The following is a 20,542-nucleotide window of genomic DNA, read 5'->3' as shown; positions in this document are numbered from 1 at the left end:
CTTATTTTTCTGATACGACTACCGTGATATGACTTGTACGTTTGTTGATTGGAGAAGCTGATCCTTTTGCACGAGGACGGAAACGTTTCATTGTAGGTCCTTCGTTAACAAAAGCTTCGGTTACTACCAAGTTTTCAACATCTAAGTCAAAGTTATTTTCTGCATTCGCAACTGCTGACATCAATACTTTTTCAATGATTCCAGCAGATTTGTTTGGTGTGAATTTCAAGATTGAAATTGCATCTGCGACACTTTTACCTCTGATAAGGTCAATTACTAAACGGGCTTTTCGAGGTGAAGTGCGAACTGTTTTTGCAGTTGCTTTAGCTGATGTGATTTGTTCTGCCATTTGGATTTATCCTCCCCTCAAATTAGCGTTTCGTTTTCTTATCGTCAGCAGCATGTCCACGATAAGTTCTTGTAGGTGCAAATTCACCTAATTTGTGTCCTACCATGTCTTCTTGGATGTAAACTGGTACATGTTTACGTCCATCATAAACTGCGATGGTATATCCAACAAAACTTGGGAAAACTGTTGAACGGCGTGACCAAGTTTTGATAACTTTTTTCTTTTCAACCCCTGCTTGAGCTTCAACTTTTTTCATTAAATGCTCATCGACAAAAGGTCCTTTCTTTAAACTACGACCCATGGTGAACCTCCTCTCAAAATGTGCGACACATGGTCAAAGTAATTATTTATTTTTGCGACGACGAACAATAAGTTTGTCTGATTTAGCTTTTTTGTTACGAGTTTTGTAACCAAGAGCTGGTTGACCCCAAGGAGAAACTGGTGCTTTACGTCCAATAGGAGCTTTACCTTCACCACCACCGTGTGGGTGATCATTAGGGTTCATTACGCTACCACGTACAGTTGGGCGTTTACGCATCCAACGAGAGCGTCCAGCTTTACCGATGTTGATTAATTCGTGTTGTTCGTTACCTACAGAACCGATTGTTGCGCGGCATGCAGCTAAGATCATACGAACTTCACCAGAGTTCAAGCGGATCAATACGTATTTGCCTTCTTTACCAAGTACTTGAGCACTTGTACCAGCAGAACGGATCAATTGTCCACCTTTACCAGGTTTCATTTCAATGTTGTGGATAACAGTACCAACTGGAATGTTTTCTAATGGAAGAGCATTTCCGACTTTGATATCTGCTTCTGGACCTGAAACAAGTTTCATACCCACTTCTAGTCCTTTAGGTGCTAAGATGTAAGCTTTCACTCCATCTTCATAGTGTACTAACGCGATGTTAGCTGAACGGTTTGGATCATATTCGATCGTTTGAACAGTTGCAACAACGTTGTCTTTGTTACGTTTGAAGTCGATCACGCGATATTGGCGTTTGTGTCCGCCACCTTGATGACGTACAGTGATGCGGCCGTTGTTGTTACGTCCAGCATGGTTTTTCAATGGTTGTAACAATGATTTTTCAGGTGTTGATGTTGTGATTTCAGCAAAATCAGAACCTGTCATGTTACGACGACCATTTGAGGTAGGTTTGTACTTTTTAATCGCCACGTTTTTCCCTCCTAATTTAATGAGTTATCTATTAGCGCTTATTCAGCAGCTTCGAATAATTGGATTTCTTTTGAATCTTCAGTCAATGTAACGATCGCTTTGCGACGTTTTTTTGTATATCCTGCATATTTGCCCATACGTTTGAATTTCGCACGTACGTTCACGATGTTCACGTTTTTGACTTTAACGTCAAAAGCAGCTTCTACCGCTTGTTTTACTAAAGTTTTGTTTGCGCGAGTGTCCACTTCAAAAGTGTATTTCTTGTCGTCCATGGCAAGCATTGATTTTTCAGTGATCACTGGGCGTTTGATTACGTCTAGTAAGTTCATTATGCAAGCACCTCCTCAATTTGAGTAAGAGCAGTTTGTGTTGCTAACACTTTTGTATTTGATACAACGTCTAGCACACTCACATTATCAGAAGTTACTACAGAAACGTTTGGTAAGTTACGTGCTGATAAAGCAGCAAAGTCGTTACCTTTTTCTAGAACAACCAATACTTTAGAGTCGATAGATAAGTTAGCAAGAACTTGTTTGAATTCTTTTGTTTTTGGTGCGTCGAAGTTCAAGCCTTCGATTGCTACCAAGTTGTTTTCAGCAACTTTTTCTGACAATACAGATTTCATTGCTAAACGACGAACTTTTTTAGGAAGTTTGTAGCTGTAAGAACGTGGTGTTGGTCCAAAGACTACGCCACCTCCACGCCATTGTGGTGAGCGGATAGATCCTTGACGTGCACGACCTGTTCCTTTTTGACGCCATGGTTTACGTCCACCGCCACGAACAGCGCTACGGTTTTTAACCGCGTGTGTTCCTTGTCTTAATGACGCACGTTGCATTACGATTGCATCGTAAACAACACTTTCATTAGGTTCAATTCCGAAGATTTCTTCGTTAAGTGTGATTTCACCGTTTTGGCTTCCATCTTGTTTGAATAATGCTACATTCGGCATTCCTTAGTTCCTCCTTTCTTCCTACAATTATTTAGCTTTCACAGCTGATTTGATAGTGATTAAAGATTTTTTCGCTCCAGGAACATTACCTTTGATCAAGATAACATTTCTTTCTGCATCTACACGTACAACTTCCAAGTTTTGGATAGTTACGCGGTTGCCACCCATACGGCCAGCAAGACGTTTGTTTTTGAATACACGGTTAGGTGCAACTGGACCCATTGACCCAGGACGACGATGGTAACGAGAACCGTGAGCCATTGGTCCGCGGCTTTGTCCATGGCGTTTGATAACCCCTTGGAATCCTTTACCTTTCGTAGTACCTGTTACATCAATAATGTCTCCTGCTTGGAAAACATCTACTGTAATTTCTTTTCCTACTTCATATTCTCCTAGCTCAACATTTTTGAATTCACGAATGAAGCGCTTAGGAGCCGTGTTTGCTTTTGCAACATGACCTTTCGCAGGTTTGTTTGATAAAACTTCACGCATATCTTGGTAACCAACTTGAATAGCTTCGTAGCCATCCGTTTCCATTGTTTTCACTTGTAGTACTACGTTTGGCGTAGCTTCTACAACAGTAACTGGAATTAATTCACCAGATTCAGTGAAGATTTGTGTCATTCCCACTTTTTTCCCTAAGATTCCTTTGGTCATGAGTACACCTCCATTATTTTTGTTTTAGTTTTATAATTTGATTTCGATGTTTACACCAGATGGTAAGTCTAGCTTCATCAAAGCATCAACAGTTTTTGGTGTTGGGTTCACAATGTCGATAAGACGTTTGTGTGTACGCATTTCGAATTGTTCGCGTGAATCTTTGTATTTATGAGTCGCACGAATGATTGTGTAAAGACTGCGTTCAGTTGGTAATGGAATTGGACCAGACACGCTAGCTCCAGTTCTTTTTGCAGTTTCCACGATTTTATCCGCTGATTGATCTAAAATACGGTGTTCATACGCTTTTAAACGGATACGAATTTTTTGTTTTGCCATCTTGTTCCCTCCTTCGCCTATTTTGAAAAGTAGACATAGCTCCACGAAAATTTCCGTCACGCTCGTTCGTGGCAAAGCGTCCGGGCGTGTCGCAACCTCTCGTTTCTTAGCCGACGAAATCAATCTGATTACGTCTGTGCAATTCACTAAAGTAAACGCACCTTTGTCATTATAATATATATAAACTCACAACGCAAGGCTTTTTCTTGTAAAAAACATTTTGTTTTCATAAAGTTTCATTTAGAAAATACTGACTCTTTTATTTCGTGTTTCTTCTATTATAATGCTCCTGTCTTTTTCCCTGATCCTACAATAAATAAAAAAGCTCGGAACAAAGATCCTGAGATCTTCATTCCAAGCGATTACGTCCGAATAAATGTTGCTTAGTTTTGCTTAAATCAATTAAGCTTTGATTTCTGTAACGACACCGGCACCAACTGTACGTCCGCCTTCACGGATTGAGAATTTAGTACCGTTTTCGATAGCGATTGGGTGGATTAATTCAACTTCCATTGTTACGTTGTCGCCAGGCATAACCATTTCAGTTCCTTCTGGTAATTCAACAACACCTGTTACGTCAGTTGTACGGAAGTAGAATTGTGGACGGTAGTTAGTGAAGAATGGAGTGTGACGTCCACCTTCTTCTTTTGTCAACACGTATACTTCTGCAGAGAATTTTGTATGAGGTGTGATTGTACCTGGTTTAGCTAAAACTTGTCCACGTTGGATGTCTTCACGTGCAACACCACGTAGTAAAGCACCAATGTTGTCTCCAGCTTCAGCGTAGTCTAACAATTTACGGAACATTTCAACACCAGTAACTGTTGTTTTTGAAGTTTCTTCAGCAATACCGACAACTTCAACTTCGTCACCAACGCGAACTTGTCCACGTTCCACACGACCTGTAGCAACAGTACCACGTCCAGTGATTGAGAACACGTCTTCAACTGGCATCATGAATGGTTTGTCGTTGTCACGTTCTGGAGTTGGGATGTATTCGTCAACTGCAGCCATCAATTCAAGAATTTTTTCTTCGTATGAAGCGTCGCCTTCTAGAGCTTTCAAAGCTGAACCAGCAACTACAGGAACATCGTCACCAGGGAATTCGTATTCTGTTAATAGGTCACGAACTTCCATTTCAACTAATTCTAGTAATTCTTCGTCATCAACCATGTCTACTTTGTTCAAGAATACAACGATGTAAGGAACACCAACTTGACGAGACAATAGGATGTGTTCACGAGTTTGAGGCATTGGGCCGTCAGCAGCAGAAACTACCAAGATAGCTCCGTCCATTTGAGCAGCACCAGTGATCATGTTTTTAACGTAGTCCGCGTGTCCTGGGCAGTCAACGTGAGCGTAGTGGCGTGTATCTGTTTCATACTCAACGTGAGCTGTTGAGATTGTGATTCCGCGTTCGCGTTCTTCTGGAGCACCATCGATTTGATCGTAAGCCATAGCTTGGCCGCCGTTTTTCTTAGATAGTACAGTTGTGATTGCAGCTGTTAATGTAGTTTTACCATGGTCAACGTGTCCGATAGTACCAATGTTAACGTGTGGTTTAGAACGGTCAAATTTTTCTTTTGCCATTTTAAAATGTCCTCCTAAAAATACAATATATTTTTTATTTGTCTGATAGGTATATGATGTACACTAGGTACATCACATGCCCATATCATCGATAATTATTTTACACGAAACTATATTAAAAATATAGTCTCTTTGGATAATCTCTTTGCAGGACTATCCGGTTTTAAGAAATTATTCAGCTTTTCCGCCGTTTTTCTTAATGATTTCTTCTTGTACTGATTTTGGTACATCTTCGTAGTGGTCAAATGTCATTGTAAATGTACCACGACCTTGAGTAGCAGAACGAAGAGTTGTAGCATAACCAAACATTTCAGCAAGTGGAACCATCGCACGAACAACTTGTTGGCCGCCAGCGCGAGCTTCCATACCTTCAACACGTCCACGACGAGCAGTTACGTGACCCATAACATCACCTAAGTAATCTTCAGGGATAACAACTTCTACAGCCATGATTGGTTCAAGGATTACTGGATTAGCTTTCTTAGCTGCTGCACGTAATGCCATAGAAGCAGCAACACGGAAGGCAGTTTCATTTGAATCGACATCATGGTATGAACCATCGTAAAGTTTAGCTTTGATATCTACTAATGGATAGCCAGCTAAGACACCATTTTCCATAGCATCTTTCAAACCAGTTTCAACAGCTGGAATGTATTCACGAGGAACAACCCCACCGACGATCGCATTTTCAAATTCGAAACCAGCACCTTCTTCGTTTGGTGTAAATTCGATCCATACGTGACCGTATTGACCTTTACCACCAGACTGACGTACAAACTTACCTTCGGCTTGAGTGCCGGCACGGAAAGTTTCACGGTAAGATACTTGAGGCGCACCTACGTTAGCTTCAACTTTGAATTCACGACGCATACGGTCAACGATGATATCTAAGTGAAGTTCACCCATACCAGCGATGATTGTTTCGCCTGTTTCCACGTTTGTTTCAGCACGGAAAGTAGGATCTTCTTCAGATAGTTTTTGTAAAGCCACACCCATTTTATCTTGGTCAGCTTTTGATTTAGGTTCAATAGCGACTTGGATAACTGGTTCTGGGAATTCCATTGATTCAAGAATAACTAGATTCTTTTCATCACACAGTGTGTCCCCAGTAGTTGTGTCTTTCAAACCAACAGCAGCAGCGATATCTCCAGCGTAAACTTCAGAGATTTCTGAACGAGAGTTGGCATGCATCTGTAGGATACGACCAACACGTTCGCGTTTGCCTTTTGTTGCGTTTTGTACGTATGAACCTGATTTTAAAACACCAGAGTACACACGGAAGAAAGTTAAACGACCTACGAATGGGTCAGTCATAACTTTAAATGCTAAAGCTGAGAAAGGAGCGCTGTCGTCTGCAGGACGTTCTACTTCTTCATCAGTTTTAGGGTCAATCCCTTTGATTGCTGGGATATCTAACGGTGATGGCAAGTAATCAAGAACAGCGTCCAATAGTAATTGAACCCCTTTGTTCTTAAATGCTGAGCCACATAGTACTGGGTAGAATTCTACGTTAACTGTTGCGCGGCGGATACCTTCTTTTAACTCAGCTTCAGTGATTTCTTCACCTTCTAAGTATTTCAAAGTAAGTTCTTCATCAGTTTCAGCTACAGCTTCAACCAATTTTTCGCGCCATTCTTCAGCTAATTCGCGGTATTCTTCAGGAATTTCTGTTTCTTCAATCTCTGTTCCAAGATCGTTTGTATACATTTCAGCCTTCATTGTTACAAGGTCGATAATTCCTGTGAAGTCGTCTTCCGCACCAATTGGTAATTGGATTGGGTGAGCGTTTGCTTGCAAACGGTCATGTAAAGTTGATACTGAATATAAGAAGTCAGCACCAATCTTGTCCATTTTGTTTGCAAATACGATACGAGGTACACCGTAAGTTGTTGCTTGACGCCAAACTGTTTCAGTTTGAGGTTCAACACCTGATTGTGCATCAAGAACAGTTACAGCACCATCAAGTACACGCAAGGAACGTTCAACTTCAACTGTGAAGTCTACGTGTCCTGGTGTGTCGATGATGTTGATTCGATGACCCTTCCATTGTGCTGTAGTAGCAGCAGAAGTGATCGTAATACCACGTTCTTGTTCTTGTTCCATCCAGTCCATTTGTGAAGCTCCTTCATGAGTTTCACCAATTTTATGGATTTTACCAGTATAGTACAAGATACGTTCAGTAGCAGTCGTTTTACCAGCATCAATGTGGGCCATGATACCGATATTACGAGTGTTTTGTAAAGAAAATTCTCTGGTCATTCTCCTTGTTTCTCCTCTCTTTACTATCTAGTTGCTAAAAATAAGGACACTATCTGAGGTCGACTTATAAAAGCCGACCAAACAGAGAGAATCTTACCAGCGATAGTGAGCAAACGCGCGGTTGGCATCAGCCATTTTATGAGTGTCTTCACGTTTTTTAACAGAAGCACCTGTGTTGTTTGCAGCATCCATGATTTCTTTTGCTAAGCGTTCTTCCATTGTGTGTTCACCGCGCAAGCGAGCGTAGTTTACTACCCAACGAAGACCTAGAGTAACGCGGCGTTCAGGGCGAACTTCAACTGGTACTTGGTAGTTTGAACCCCCAACACGACGTGCTTTAACTTCAAGAACAGGTTGAACGTTTTTCATTGCTTGTTCAAACACTTCTAATGGATCGTTACCTGTAGATTCTTTGATCAAATCAAAGGCATTATAGATAATGTTAGCTGCAATCCCGCGTTTTCCGTCAACCATTACACGGTTGATCAAGCGAGTTACTAATTTTGAGTTATAAATAGGATCTGGTAAAACATCACGTTTTGCAACAGGACCTTTACGTGGCATCCGTAACTCCTCCTTCCGAAATATTGTTCATAGTAATTACTTCTATATAATAGAAGCAAGTTTCATTTGTTTAATAATTAAAATTAAGCTTTAGGTTTTTTAGTTCCGTATTTAGAACGGCTTTGTTTACGGTCGTTAACACCAGCAGTATCTAAAGCACCGCGAACGATATGGTAACGTACCCCTGGTAAGTCTTTTACACGACCACCGCGTAATAATACAACACTGTGTTCTTGTAAGTTATGACCAATCCCTGGGATATAAGCAGTAACTTCAATTAAGTTTGACAAACGAACACGTGCATATTTACGTAAAGCTGAGTTCGGTTTTTTAGGTGTCATTGTACCCACACGAGTTGCTACCCCACGTTTTTGAGGTGAGTTTACGTTAGTTTGAGTTTTCTTAAAGCTGTTATATCCTTTGTTCAAAGCAGGTGAATTAGATTTTTCCACCTTTGATTTACGAGGTTTACGTACTAATTGGTTAATTGTAGGCATTCCTTGTTTCCTCCTTCCCACGATTTGCGTCTAGTCCCACACATCCAGGTGGTTCTTTTTTTGCGATAAAAAATAAATGCAATGTCTGCATCCTTATCAAATATGCTTTGATAAACAGTCAGCACGTTTCTTCACAGAAACCTGTAGATAAAGCACCTTTGTTAGAATATCATGAATGAAAAAGCATGTCAACAAGAGACGGAATTTTTTTTGAAAAAGCTTTATTGGAATAAAAAAGAATGGTATCTTTTTGCCGTAAATCACGCTAAAATAGTGAGGAAAGCACGAAGCTCAAACTAAAAAAAGGTGGATGCAAAAATGAATTTAAAACAATTAGCTGGCATTGAAGCCGCGAAATTCGTAAAGGACGGGATGATCGTTGGTCTCGGGACCGGTTCAACCGCCTATTATATGGTAGAAGAGATTGGTCGCCGCATGCGTGAAGAAGGATTACGTATCACAGGAGTCACTACTTCAAATGCGACAAAAGAACAAGCGGAAAAATTAGGAATACCGCTAAAGAGTATCGACGAAGTCCCAGTAGTCGATCTGACGATAGATGGTGCTGATGAAATCAGTACTGATTTTCAAGGAATAAAAGGCGGCGGTGCTGCTTTGCTTTTCGAGAAAATAGTCGCTACGTACTCAAAAGAAACGATTTGGATCGTTGATTCTTCTAAATTAGTCCATAAACTCGGGAAGTTCCCACTCCCAGTTGAAGTCATCCCTTATGGCTCCCAACAGCTACTTCATATTTTTGACGAAAAAGGATTCCAACCTGTTTTGCGTACAGACGAAAACGGCGAAGTCCTAACCACAGATGGTGGTCATTATATCATTGATCTGCATCTAGAAGTTATTGAACAACCAGAAAGCTTAGCTACCTATTTAGATGAACTTGTTGGGGTAGTCGAACATGGACTTTTCCTAAATATGGTTTCAAAAGTTGTTGTTGGCTCAGAAAAAGGTGTTGAGATTCTTGATGCCATCCGCCATAAATAAAGAAAAACTGCTTGATCATCCAATAAAAAAAGACAGCGGAAAATTTGCGAAAAAACTATCTTTTTGACGTACTTTATGCTACATTTTTACTGTTATATCCAGTTAGAAAATCACTGCTAGAAAGGAATCACCATGAAAATTATTGGTTATGCACGCACAACCATAAATGATGTTGATTTAACAACTCAGGTTGAACAATTATCTGACTTTGGTTGTCAAGAAATTTTCCATGAGACATATGAAGTGGAACAAAACGATGCTACTGCTATTCATTTGGAGTCAGTGATTGCTGACATGCAGCAAGGCGATGCACTAGTCGTCTGCCAACTTCATCGATTGGGCAAATCTACACGGCAATTAACAGAACTTACGCAATTATTCAAAGACCGCGGGCTGCACTTGATTAGCATTGATGAAGGAATCGATACGCGCGAAATGGGAAAAATCTATTTCCAATTGATGGAAAACCTAGCAAACATGGAGTGCGCATTGATCAAAGAACGTACATTAGTTGGATTAGATGAAGCTCGTAAAAAAGGAAAAATCGGCGGAAGACCAAAAATTGATGCAAAAACGATCAAAAAAATCCGGCGTCTCTATTATGAAAAAAAAGAAACAATCCAATTTATTTCTTCAAAATGCGGTGTTTCAGTTGGAACATGTTATAAATATATCAATTTGCCTGAAAAAGAAATCGAGCAATTATGCATCTAATGCCTAAAAACGAACAGTGCTTTCGCAGCTGTTCGTTTTTTTATCTTCTCTACTCGTTTTCTCATAGAATCTTATCCAATTTTTCGATGGAAATCTCTTCCAAAAAATTGTACAATAAAACAGAACTGAAATTTTCAGAAATATAAACCTATCTTAAAGGAGAGCTAAACATGCCAAAATTAGTTTTTTCTCGTCACGGTCTTAGTGAATGGAATGCATTGAACCAATTTACTGGTTGGGCTGATGTAAACCTAGCACCAGAAGGAATCGAAGAAGCAAAAGAAGGCGGACGCAAAATCAAAGAAGCTGGAATCGAATTTGATGTTGCCTATACTTCTGTTTTAACTCGTGCAATCAAAACATGTAACTTGATTTTAGAATATTCAGATCAACTTTGGGTACCACAAATCAAATCATGGCGCTTGAACGAACGTCACTATGGTAAATTACAAGGTTTGAACAAAAAAGAAACAGCTGAAAAATACGGCGACGAACAAGTACACATCTGGCGTCGTTCTTACGATACTCTTCCTCCATTAATGGAAGAAACTGACGAAGGTTCTGCAGCAAACGACCGTCGTTACGCAATGTTAGACAAACGCGATATTCCTGGTGGCGAAAATTTGAAAGTAACATTAGAACGTGCTTTGCCATTCTGGCAAGATGAAATTGCTCCAGCATTACTAGACAACAAAACTGTTTTAGTAGCTGCACACGGTAACTCATTACGCGCTCTAGCTAAACATATCGAAGGTATCTCTGACGAAGACATCATGGATCTTGAAATCCCAACAGGTCAACCACTTGTTTATGAATTAAATGATGACTTAACAGTAGCTAAAAAATACTACCTATAATAGATACTCTATTGTAAGTAAGACAGCCCTCTCACCTCCTATTATTGTAAGAGATGAAGGGGCTGTTTTTTTAGATATTGGAAGACGGTAGTCTTGGCTATCTAATACGAATGACATCAATTTACATAATAACTATATGATTATAATAGTAAGTACTGTTTGAATAAATAAAAAATTAAGAGAGAAGGCGTAGCATTGAGAGAAAAAAGAATGTCTGACAAACATTCAGATGTGGAGCGAACATTTTTTGTAGAAACTTATTTAAATTTCATTCTTTTATCCTGTTTCTAAGAGGAAGTTTCATTTGTATGAGCTATCACCACAACTCTCCATCTTTTTTTATGTTGCTAATAAATGAAATTTAGATAGAAGTCAACCTCATAAAACTATTTATTTTATCATTTTTTTCTAATAATAAATGTTACATAGAAAAAAGCGTTTACACGACCGTTATTTTCTCGGTTATGATTAATTTGTGAGATACAGACAGATTACACGGCTGCATCTTACAAACAAAATCAAAAAATAAAAATAGAGAGCGAGGAGATACAAGATGATCAAAAATAATTTAAAAACAGTGATGGCAGCAGGTATGGTATTTTTAAGTTTAGGAGGATCCGTTTCGACATTCGCAACAAGTCTATCAACAACTGACTTCGTTAGTACAAGTAAGCAGGCCATTGAGCAACAATTGTATATCCATAATGGTGACTTTAATGACGGGTTTGATCATTGGATCACTAGTGGCCAAGAGCCAAATAATCCCACACTGCAAACCGTTAATGGAAATAACTTTGCTTTAGCAAGAGATGGTGAAAATGTTCATCAATACGTGACATTAAAACCAAGTACCACGTATACATTTAGTTATGATGTTGCAGCAAGCGAATCAGCACCAGGACGTGTTGAATTAGGGATCATGAATCATGATGTCGGTTTTGATGTATTAGAGCGCAGTGAACATAATAATGAGAACTGGGAACGTGGTAAACTTACTTTTACGACTCCAGACGATGAAAATACATACCTTATACGATTTGCTTCTACATGGAATGGTTGGGCGAAATATGACAATATCCAAGTGGAAACAGGCGTAACAGAAACAAACTTGTTGTCTGCAGGGCGAGAAGGCTCTCGAGCATTTGCTTATTTAACATTGACACCTGAACGTTTTTACAGTCAAGAAAGATTGGTCGTTTACATTGATGGAAGATATCATTTTGAAACATTTGACGGCAGAACATTCTATAGCTTTACAAGAATAGTTGATGGTAACATTCAAATACGTCGAGCATTTCCTGGAAAAGCAGGACAGCGAGTAGAAGTATATCGCCTACCAGGACGTCCTGGATCAAGCACCTCACTTGAGCACGCTGTATTATTCGAAACACTTATTATTGATACAGACTTGATTTAAGTTGAATTTTTCATTCTTCAAGCATCATCACATGAGCAATTGAATGATTAAGGTATTCATTTAGACGAAACCACCAACAGGAGATGACCCATTTGTCATCTCCTGTTGGTGGCCTAGTTCGGAACAGAAAGAGCGTAACTCGCTTCTTTCTGTTCTTTTTTATTTGATTAAGATTGTGCCATTCGTCTGCAATTTAAAAGGAATGTCGATTCACATTTTAGACATTCAAATGGTTGACTTTAGGAGGACTCTCGAAGTAACTGAAGCAACGGTTGTCATTGTTTTCAGGTTATGTGAGACAGTTTCTGCAAAAAATGTGACTGCCAAATTTCTATTAATAGAAGTTTAGGCAGTCACACTTTCTTGCTATTTAGCTATTACTTTACCCTTGAATCGCCGTTTCCAATCCTACTTCGATCATTTCATTGAACGTCGATTGACGTTCTGCAGCTGTTGTTTCTTCTCCAGTAATCAAATGGTCGCTAACGGTCATCAAACTTAATGTCTGCACATGGTATTTCGCGCCTAAGTAATAAAGAGCCGCTGCTTCCATTTCAACTCCTAAGACGCCAAGTTCAGCTAATTGGAATGTCTCTGTCAAATCATCTTTGTAGAAAGAATCTTCCGAAAGGACATTTCCTACATGAACCGTATAGCCCTTTTCTTTCGCTATTTCATATGCTTTCAGTAATAGATTGAAATCACTGATTGGTGGAAAATGAAAGGCTTGGAAATTTTTTTCGATCATCGAAGAGCTGGTTGCTGCGCCTTGCGCTAGTACTAAATCACGAACATGGACATCTTTTGACAATGCCCCGCATGTACCTACTCGGATCAATTTCTTTACGCCATATGACTGGATCAATTCATGGGCATAGATGGTGGCTGATGGCATCCCCATCCCTGTTCCTTGAACAGAAATACGTTCTCCTTTATATTTGCCGGTAAAGCCTAGCATACCACGGACCTGATTGTAGCAAACTGGTTCTTCAAAAAAAGTCTCCGCAATATATTTAGCTCGTAAAGGATCGCCTGGAAGTAAAATCTTATCGGCAATCTCGCCTTCTTTCGCTTCGATATGCACACTCATTTTGTTGCTCCTCCTATTACAATAATGTCAATGTTTCTTTAACCAATGCTTTAAAAGATTGTTTGACTCTCTGAGTTGTTTCTACAACTTCTTCATGGCTCAGATTCGCTTGCATACCTGCTGCTAAGTTGGTAATGCAAGAAATTCCTAACACTTTTAATCCGCTGTGAGCTGCTACGATGACTTCTGGAACAGTCGACATCCCTACTGCATCGGCCCCTATTGTTCGAGACATCCGAATCTCAGCAGGCGTTTCATAAGTTGGTCCAGAGTAGCCCATATATACGCCTTCTTTAAGATCCAAACCTAGTTTTTCTGCTGCTGCTTTTGCTGTTGCTTGATAGTCAGGCGTATAAGCTTGACTCATATCTGGAAATCTAGGGCCCATTTCATCTTCATTCGGACCGATCAAAGGATTTTCGCCAGTAAAATTGATGTGATCGGTAATCAGCATCAAATCTCCTGGTACAAAGGATTCGTTGACACCGCCACATGCGTTGGTCACAATGACTGAATGGGCACCTAGTCCGGCCATCACACGTACTGGATAGGTCACTGTTTGCATGGAATGACCTTCATAGTAGTGGAATCTTCCTTGCATGGCTAACACTTTCTTACCTGCTAGAGATCCGTAAACCAGCTGTCCTGCATGTCCAACTACTGTCGAAACAGGAAAGAACGGGATCTCATCATAAGAAATCATTACAGCATCTTCGATTTCATCTGCTAATTCACCTAATCCTGAACCTAGGATCAAACCAAAATCAATTTCTTTTACTCCTTTATCAAGGATAAACTGGGTCGTTTCTTGTAACATCTCACTTAACTTGGTCATTTGCTTTCTCCTATTTTAAAAAGATTATTTTAATAATTTTAAGAAGCTTTCGCCATTTTCAGTCGAAGAAACACTAAAGTTCTCAGCAATCGTTGCGGAGATATCGGAATAATATCCTTGAGGCAACGCCCCTTGTTCTTTCATTTTTTTACTGTAAGCCAATAACGGTACATATTCTCGTGTATGATCGGTACCAGTAAATGTCGGATCGTTTCCGTGATCGGCTGTAATCATTAGCAAGTCGTCTTCTTCCATCGCTTCAAGCAATTCTGGGATCCGCAAGTCAAATTCTTCAATCGCATGCGCATAACCGACTACATCCCGGCGATGACCGTATAATGCATCAAAATCTACTAAATTGGTAAAGCTGATACCTGTAAACTCTTTTTTCATAACGTTCAGCAACTGGTCGACGCCATCCATATTACTTTTCGTGCGGACAGATTCAGTGATTCCTTGTCCATTGAAAATATCGTTGATCTTTCCTACAGCAATCACATCTTTTCCTGCTTCTTTCAAAGAATCAAGGACGGTGTGTCCGAATGGATTCAACGCATAATCATGACGATTGCTTGTTCGTGTGAAGTCTCCTGGTTCTCCCACATATGGACGTGCAATGATTCGACCAATCATGTACGGGTCATCTTTTGTTATATCACGAACGAATTGGCAAATCCGGTATAGTTCTTCTAAAGGAATGATTTCTTCATGTGCCGCGATCTGAAGGACAGGATCGGCAGAAGTATATACGATTAAATCACCTGTCTTCATTTGGTGTTCACCGTAATCGTCAATAACAGCCGTTCCGCTATATGGTTTGTTGCATACGACTTTACGGCCAGAAAACTCTTCGATTTGTTTGATCAGATCATCAGGGAATCCGTTCGGAAACACACGAAACGGCGTCTTGATATTCAATCCCATGATTTCCCAATGGCCTGTCATCGTATCTTTCCCTACAGAAACTTCTTCTAATTTCGTCGCATAGCCTTGATGATCTTTCACTGATTCCACACCTTCAAGAGGCCGAATCGTTCCCAAACCAAGCTGCTCTAAATGCGGAATATTCAATCCTGCTTCTTTTGCAATGTGTCCTAATGTATCAGAACCAACGTCACCGAACTTCTCGGCATCTGGTGCTTCTCCAATTCCTACTGAATCCATGACGATCAGATGTACGCGTTTAAACATGATTATTCCTTCTTTCTTTTTATTTTTATTACCTTTAAAACAAAAAGGGCGAGACGAAAAACACTTCCCGTAACCCATCCTTTTTATTCGCTAAAAGATTATTTTGATTTGATATAGTTCTTCCCGTTTGCTTTTGGTCCAGAAGCTTTCCCTAAGAAAACAACCAACACAATGATTGTCAGCAAATATGGAGCAATTTGCAGCAATACTGGTGGAATCGAAGAAATAACTGGTAATTGTGCACCGATGATACTCAAGCTTTGTGCAAAACCAAAGAACAGTGAGGCACCCATTGCGCCTAAAGGATTCCATTTACCAAAGATCATAGCAGCCATGGAGATGAACCCTTGTCCAACGATCGTACCAGCTGAAAAGTTACCGGAAATCGACTGAGCAAAAACAGCACCGCCCATACCGCCTAACAAGCCTGAAATCAGCACGCCTGAATAACGCATAGCATATACATTGATACCTAATGTATCGGCAGCTTGAGGGTTTTCACCAACTGAACGGAGGCGTAAGCCGAATTTCGTCTTAAAGATGATCACCCAAGCAATGACAGCAATCAAAATTGCACAATAAGCAGGCAAGAATGTATTTTTGAAGAAAATTGGTCCAATGACCGGAATATCTGCTAAACCTGGGAAAGAGAAATATCCCAGATTCTGCGTGATGTTATCTGTTTGACCTTTCCCATACCATGCTTTGATCAAGAAAACACCTAAAGCTGGTGCCATCAGATTGATCACTGTACCGCTGATAATATGGTCAGCACGCAAGCTGACTGTTGCTACTGCGTGGATCAAAGAAAATAGGATACCTACGACGCCACCCACTAAAATAGCGATCCATGGCGTCATGGAACCAAGTGAGGGGCTCATCGTCAAGTTGAAAACGATGGAACTAAAAGCACCCATGACCATGATTCCTTCTAACCCTACATTTACAATCCCGCTGCGTTCAGAAAACGTTCCGCCTAGTGATGTTAGAATTAACGGTGTTGAATAAACCAGTGTTGAAGTAAGAATCAAGGCAATTAATTCGATAGTCGACATTATAGTTCGCCTCCTTCATGGTTTTGATTCGTTGGCTTCGCTTCGATTGTCGCAACGATTTCTTCTTGTTTTTTTCCTTGGAAGAACTTAGCCATGACGAAACGAATCAAGAAATTGATCCCAACAAAGAAGATAATCAGAGCAATCGATACATTGACGATCTCAAACGGAACACCAGCTCCTGTCTGCATGCCAAGTCCGCCGATCTTCAAAATACTGAACAAAATCGCTGATAAAAGAATACCGATTGCTGATCCAGATCCAAGTAAGGAAACAGCCATCCCATCAAATCCAATAGATAGTGAAGTCGTTTGAACGAAGAAGTTTTGATACGTTCCTAATCCTTCAACCACACCGCCAAGCCCTGCCAAAGCGCCAGAAATGACCATCGACAAAACGATCGTACGTTTACTACTCATCCCTGCATACTCAGAAGCAAAAGGATTCAAACCAACGGAACGGATCTCAAATCCTAAAGTCGTTTTCTTCATCAATAGCCAAACAAAAATAAGCGCGATGATGGCTAAAAACAAACCTGAGTTTACGCGAGAGCCGCCAAAAGCTTGTGTTAACCAAGGTAACCGCAACGATGCATTTTGACTGATCATATTGGAAGAGTCCAAACTTGATCGGTAGCTTTCAGGCATCACTTCATGTAAAGCAAATGTGCTTACGTATAATAAGATATAGTTCATCATGATCGTTACGATCACTTCACTTGTTCCAAAAAATGCTCGTAGCAACCCAGGAACAGCCGCTGCCATCGCACCTGCTAAGGCACCTAGGATCACACACAATGGAAGCAAAACGACTTTTGGAAGATCTGGAAAAGCAAGTGCCACCCAGACACTGACGATCCATCCGCAAAGTGCTTGTCCAGAAAGCCCGATATTGAAGAACCCAGCTGAGTTAGCTACAGAAAACCCTAATGCTGTAAAAATCAACGGCGTTGCTTGCCTTAATGTTTCACCGATTCCTCTTTGCGAACCAAGAGCTGCATCTAACATAGAAGAATAACCTTGGATGGGCTGAAAACCAAAAGCAGCCATCAATATCGCGCCTAAGATTAATCCTAAAACAACTGAAAGTACAGGCACTAATAAATTACGGAATTTCTCGCTGCGATCATTCATGTGCGCCAGCCCCCTTTTCTAACTCTTTTCGTGCTTCTTCTAAGGTATAGCCCGCCATCAATAGACCTAATTCATTTTCAGATGTTTCTTTCGGATCAACGATCCCGACGATTTCTCCTTCATGGATAACAGCAATACGATCCGAAACATTTAAAATTTCTTCTAATTCGAAACTAATCAATAACACTGCTTTGTATTTGTCCCTTTGTTCGATCAGACGTTTATGAATAAATTCGATCGCACCTACATCCAGTCCACGAGTTGGATTTGCAACGATCAACAGATCAGGATCTCGGTCGACTTCCCGAGCGATGATTGCTTTTTGCTGATTTCCGCCTGATAAAGCTTTTGCAGGAACAAGTTCATTCGTTGTTCGAACATCATATTCTTCGATCAATTCTCTGGCATGTTCATTTATCACTGAATAATTCAGCATACCGTTTTTACTGTAAGGTTTTTGATGGTACGTTTGTAGGGCAATGTTTTCAGACAATGTCATATCTAAGACTAACCCATATTTATGACGGTCTTCTGGCACATGTCCTACACCATGTTCAGTGATCTTTCGAGGTTTTTTATTGGTGATGTCTTCCCCTTTTAGCTTGATATGTCCGCTTTCTGCCTTTCGCAAACCAGTTAAAGCTTGGATCAACTCCGACTGCCCGTTTCCATCGATTCCAGCGATACCAAGTACTTCGCCAGCACGAACTTCTAAGTTCAAGTTTTTCACGGCTTCTAATCCACGATTTTCTTTCACCACTAGATTTTCAATAGACAAAACGACTTCTTGAGGCTTCGCTTCTTTTTTCATCGTTTTGAATGAAACCGTTCTTCCGACCATCATATCAGCTAATTGCTGTGAGGTAACGTCTTTAACGTTGACTGTACCGATTCCTTTTCCACGGCGGATAACTGTACAACGGTCAGCTACTGCTTTGATTTCATCTAACTTATGCGTAATCAAAATGATTGACTTGCCTTCTTTGACTAATTCCTTCATGATCACGATTAATTCATCAATTTCCTGAGGGGTCAATACAGCTGTCGGCTCATCAAAAATCAGTACATCTGCTCCTCGGTAAAGTGTTTTTAAAATTTCTACCCGTTGTTCCATCCCAACTGAAATATCACGAACATAAGCATCTGGGTTGACTGATAATCCATATTGTTCAGAAACTTTTTGAATCTCTTTTCGCGCTTTTTTATGGTCAAGCATCCCTGCACGACTAGGTTCGCTTCCCAACACGATGTTTTCTGTTACAGTAAAGGCATCAACAAGCATAAAGTGCTGATGGACCATCCCAATCCCTAATTGATTGGCTTTTGTCGGGCTTGTGATTTGTACTTCTTTCCCACGCATCAAAATTTTTCCTGATGTCGGCTCTAATAATCCGGAAAGCACGTTCATCAATGTAGATTTGCCAGCACCGTTTTCTCCAAGCAACGCATGAATCTCTCCTGCCTTTACTTGTAAATTGATGTTGTCATTTGCCTTGAATGTTCCAAATTCTTTGGTAATATTCTGCATTTCTATGACAATATTTTCTTGAACCACCTTTTTTTCACATCCTAACGATTTCTATCTAGGGCAACGATTGACTAAGATTCACGCTTAGCGAGCGTTCTTCTTTTGAAACAAACATTACTTCAGGGAATTGTTCCCTTATCCAAACTGTCTCAAGGCAGCTTGGATAAATGAACAATTCTTGTTCTAATCAAACCATAGCCTTGTCAAACATGTGTCTAACAAGGCTATAGAAATGGTTTTAATTTTCTTCAGGAGTTTCTGGAACTTTTACGTCACCTGAAATGATTTTTTCTTTTGCTTCATCCACTGCTTTTTTCGCTTCGTCAGAAAGTTGTCCTTCTGTTAGACCAACACCGTCTTCTTTCAATCCATAAACAGTGTGTTCACCACCAGGGAATTTACCGTCAGCTGATTTTTGTGCCAAATCTTCTACTACTGTTCCTACTGCTTTCAGTGTAGATGTCAATGTGAAGTTTTTCTTTTCGCCGTTCAATGTGTATTCGCCTTCGTCTGATTGGTCGCGGTCAACACCGATAACCCAAACTTTTTTGTCGCCTGATTCGTTCAATGATTTTGCTTCTTGGAATACACCATTACCTGTACCACCTGAAGCATGGAAGATGATATCTGCATTTTGTGCATACATACCTTGAGCAATTGAACGTCCTTTATCTGGAGCAGAGAAGTCACCAGCATATTGGTTCAATACTTTGATTTCTTTTCCTAGTTCTTTCGCACCTGCATCAACACCGGCTTTGAATCCAGCATCAAAACGATCGATTACTTCACCTTTTACGCCGCCGATAAAGCCGACTACGTTCGTTTCAGTCGTGTAAGCTGCTGCAATCCCTGCAAGATAAGAAGCTTCGTTGTCTTTGAATGTAGCAGATACAACGTTATCTAATCCGTCAATCACATCATCGATGATAACGAAGTTCGTACCTGTATTGTTTGTTGCTTGTTCTTGGATCGCTGGTTTTAGTTTATAACCAATACCAAAAATCGTTTTGAATCCAGCATTCAATGCTTGGTCGATATTTGGGATATAATCTGATTCGTTTGAAGATTGGAAGTATTGGAAGCCATCATTGCCTCGTGAAAGACCTTGATCTTTCCCCCATTTTTGTAATCCTTCCCAAGCTGACTGGTTGAATGAACGGTCGTCTACACCACCTGTATCTGTGATCAATGCTGCAGTTGTTGTGTCTGATGAGCTTTTGCCACCGGATGAATCAGTAGAGCCGTTGTTGCCGCATGCACCTAAAAATAACCCTGCTGCTAGTGCGACAGCACCTAAACCAAATAATTTTGCTTTTTTCATTTCTGTAAAGCCTCC

The 20,542-nt window shown here is 40.3% G+C and carries 22 protein-coding genes; 4 read left to right on the top strand and 18 right to left on the bottom strand.

Features of this window, described 5'->3' with window-relative positions; translation table 11 throughout:
- Position 1: 1 nt before the first annotated feature.
- The 11 genes from rplV to rpsL all read right to left on the bottom strand — a co-directional run bounded on the left by rplV (position 2) and on the right by rpsL (position 8,384).
- Positions 2–349, bottom strand: coding sequence for a 50S ribosomal protein L22 (rplV, locus tag OZZ83_RS02560; protein ID WP_002290452.1), 348 nt, complete (start codon positions 347–349; stop codon positions 2–4).
- A 22-nt stretch (positions 350–371) separates the two neighbouring features.
- Positions 372–650, bottom strand: coding sequence for a 30S ribosomal protein S19 (gene rpsS, locus OZZ83_RS02555; protein ID WP_002288655.1), 279 nt, complete (start codon positions 648–650; stop codon positions 372–374).
- Between the two features lie 42 nt (positions 651–692).
- Positions 693–1,526 (bottom strand): 50S ribosomal protein L2, encoded by an 834-nt coding sequence (gene rplB, locus OZZ83_RS02550; RefSeq protein ID WP_002290451.1) that lies wholly within the window; start codon positions 1,524–1,526, stop codon positions 693–695.
- A 38-nt stretch (positions 1,527–1,564) separates the two neighbouring features.
- A complete protein-coding gene (gene rplW, locus OZZ83_RS02545; RefSeq protein WP_002290449.1) occupies positions 1,565–1,855 on the bottom strand; it encodes a 50S ribosomal protein L23 in 291 nt (96 codons plus the stop codon).
- Positions 1,855–2,478 carry a 50S ribosomal protein L4 gene (gene rplD, locus OZZ83_RS02540; RefSeq protein WP_002290446.1) on the bottom strand — a complete coding sequence of 208 codons (624 nt, stop codon included), beginning with the start codon at positions 2,476–2,478 and terminating at the stop codon, positions 1,855–1,857. Before rplD ends, rplW begins: the two co-directional genes overlap by 1 nt.
- A gap of 27 nt (positions 2,479–2,505) precedes the next feature.
- Entirely contained in the window at positions 2,506–3,135 is a 630-nt protein-coding gene (rplC, locus tag OZZ83_RS02535) for a 50S ribosomal protein L3 (RefSeq protein ID WP_002290445.1), read from the bottom strand.
- A 30-nt stretch (positions 3,136–3,165) separates the two neighbouring features.
- Positions 3,166–3,474, bottom strand: coding sequence for a 30S ribosomal protein S10 (gene rpsJ, locus OZZ83_RS02530; protein WP_002290443.1), 309 nt, complete (start codon positions 3,472–3,474; stop codon positions 3,166–3,168).
- A gap of 402 nt (positions 3,475–3,876) precedes the next feature.
- Positions 3,877–5,064, bottom strand: a complete 1,188-nt coding sequence (gene tuf, locus OZZ83_RS02525; protein ID WP_002290442.1) for an elongation factor Tu — start codon at positions 5,062–5,064, stop codon at positions 3,877–3,879.
- A gap of 171 nt (positions 5,065–5,235) precedes the next feature.
- A complete protein-coding gene (gene fusA / locus OZZ83_RS02520) occupies positions 5,236–7,323 on the bottom strand; it encodes an elongation factor G (protein WP_002309841.1) in 2,088 nt (695 codons plus the stop codon).
- 93 nt (positions 7,324–7,416) lie between these two features.
- A complete protein-coding gene (rpsG, locus tag OZZ83_RS02515) occupies positions 7,417–7,887 on the bottom strand; it encodes a 30S ribosomal protein S7 (RefSeq protein ID WP_002290440.1) in 471 nt (156 codons plus the stop codon).
- 83 nt (positions 7,888–7,970) lie between these two features.
- Positions 7,971–8,384 (bottom strand): 30S ribosomal protein S12, encoded by a 414-nt coding sequence (gene rpsL / locus OZZ83_RS02510; protein WP_002294318.1) that lies wholly within the window; start codon positions 8,382–8,384, stop codon positions 7,971–7,973.
- A gap of 318 nt (positions 8,385–8,702) precedes the next feature.
- On the opposite strand from rpsL, the gene rpiA reads away from it, so the two are divergent.
- From rpiA to OZZ83_RS02490, 4 genes are all read left to right on the top strand, one after another.
- On the top strand, positions 8,703–9,386 hold the full coding sequence (gene rpiA, locus OZZ83_RS02505; RefSeq protein WP_002344754.1) for a ribose-5-phosphate isomerase RpiA: 684 nt from the start codon (positions 8,703–8,705) through the stop codon (positions 9,384–9,386).
- A 132-nt stretch (positions 9,387–9,518) separates the two neighbouring features.
- The gene (locus OZZ83_RS02500; protein ID WP_047929618.1) at positions 9,519–10,100 is read left to right on the top strand and encodes a recombinase family protein; all 582 of its coding nucleotides are present in this window, start codon (positions 9,519–9,521) and stop codon (positions 10,098–10,100) included.
- 170 nt (positions 10,101–10,270) lie between these two features.
- Positions 10,271–10,957: a 2,3-diphosphoglycerate-dependent phosphoglycerate mutase gene (gene gpmA / locus OZZ83_RS02495; protein ID WP_002294321.1), complete on the top strand. Its 687-nt coding sequence runs from the start codon at positions 10,271–10,273 to the stop codon at positions 10,955–10,957.
- A gap of 553 nt (positions 10,958–11,510) precedes the next feature.
- Positions 11,511–12,374, top strand: coding sequence for a carbohydrate binding domain-containing protein (locus tag OZZ83_RS02490; RefSeq protein ID WP_252706768.1), 864 nt, complete (start codon positions 11,511–11,513; stop codon positions 12,372–12,374).
- Between the two features lie 382 nt (positions 12,375–12,756).
- On the opposite strand, the gene deoD is transcribed toward OZZ83_RS02490, so the two are convergent.
- The 7 genes from deoD to OZZ83_RS02455 all read right to left on the bottom strand — a co-directional run bounded on the left by deoD (position 12,757) and on the right by OZZ83_RS02455 (position 20,527).
- Positions 12,757–13,464 carry a purine-nucleoside phosphorylase gene (gene deoD, locus OZZ83_RS02485; RefSeq protein ID WP_002309845.1) on the bottom strand — a complete coding sequence of 236 codons (708 nt, stop codon included), beginning with the start codon at positions 13,462–13,464 and terminating at the stop codon, positions 12,757–12,759.
- Between the two features lie 16 nt (positions 13,465–13,480).
- The gene (locus tag OZZ83_RS02480; RefSeq protein WP_002291120.1) at positions 13,481–14,299 is read right to left on the bottom strand and encodes a purine-nucleoside phosphorylase; all 819 of its coding nucleotides are present in this window, start codon (positions 14,297–14,299) and stop codon (positions 13,481–13,483) included.
- 24 nt (positions 14,300–14,323) lie between these two features.
- Positions 14,324–15,490, bottom strand: a complete 1,167-nt coding sequence (deoB, locus tag OZZ83_RS02475; RefSeq protein WP_002309846.1) for a phosphopentomutase — start codon at positions 15,488–15,490, stop codon at positions 14,324–14,326.
- A gap of 98 nt (positions 15,491–15,588) precedes the next feature.
- Complete coding sequence (locus tag OZZ83_RS02470) at positions 15,589–16,545, bottom strand: ABC transporter permease (RefSeq protein ID WP_002309847.1); 957 nt, start codon at positions 16,543–16,545, stop codon at positions 15,589–15,591.
- Positions 16,545–17,678: an ABC transporter permease gene (locus tag OZZ83_RS02465; protein WP_002291115.1), complete on the bottom strand. Its 1,134-nt coding sequence runs from the start codon at positions 17,676–17,678 to the stop codon at positions 16,545–16,547. The genes OZZ83_RS02470 and OZZ83_RS02465 overlap by 1 nt, the downstream gene beginning before the upstream one ends.
- Positions 17,671–19,233 carry an ABC transporter ATP-binding protein gene (locus OZZ83_RS02460; RefSeq protein WP_002291113.1) on the bottom strand — a complete coding sequence of 521 codons (1,563 nt, stop codon included), beginning with the start codon at positions 19,231–19,233 and terminating at the stop codon, positions 17,671–17,673. The genes OZZ83_RS02465 and OZZ83_RS02460 overlap by 8 nt, the downstream gene beginning before the upstream one ends.
- Before the next feature lie 211 nt (positions 19,234–19,444).
- Positions 19,445–20,527 (bottom strand): BMP family lipoprotein, encoded by a 1,083-nt coding sequence (locus OZZ83_RS02455; RefSeq protein WP_002291111.1) that lies wholly within the window; start codon positions 20,525–20,527, stop codon positions 19,445–19,447.
- Positions 20,528–20,542: the final 15 nt, after the last annotated feature.

The organism is Enterococcus sp. E5-162 (assembly GCF_035725965.1).
Lineage (GTDB): Bacteria > Bacillota > Bacilli > Lactobacillales > Enterococcaceae > Enterococcus_B > Enterococcus_B lactis.
This window is presented reverse-complemented; position numbering and strand designations above follow the sequence as displayed.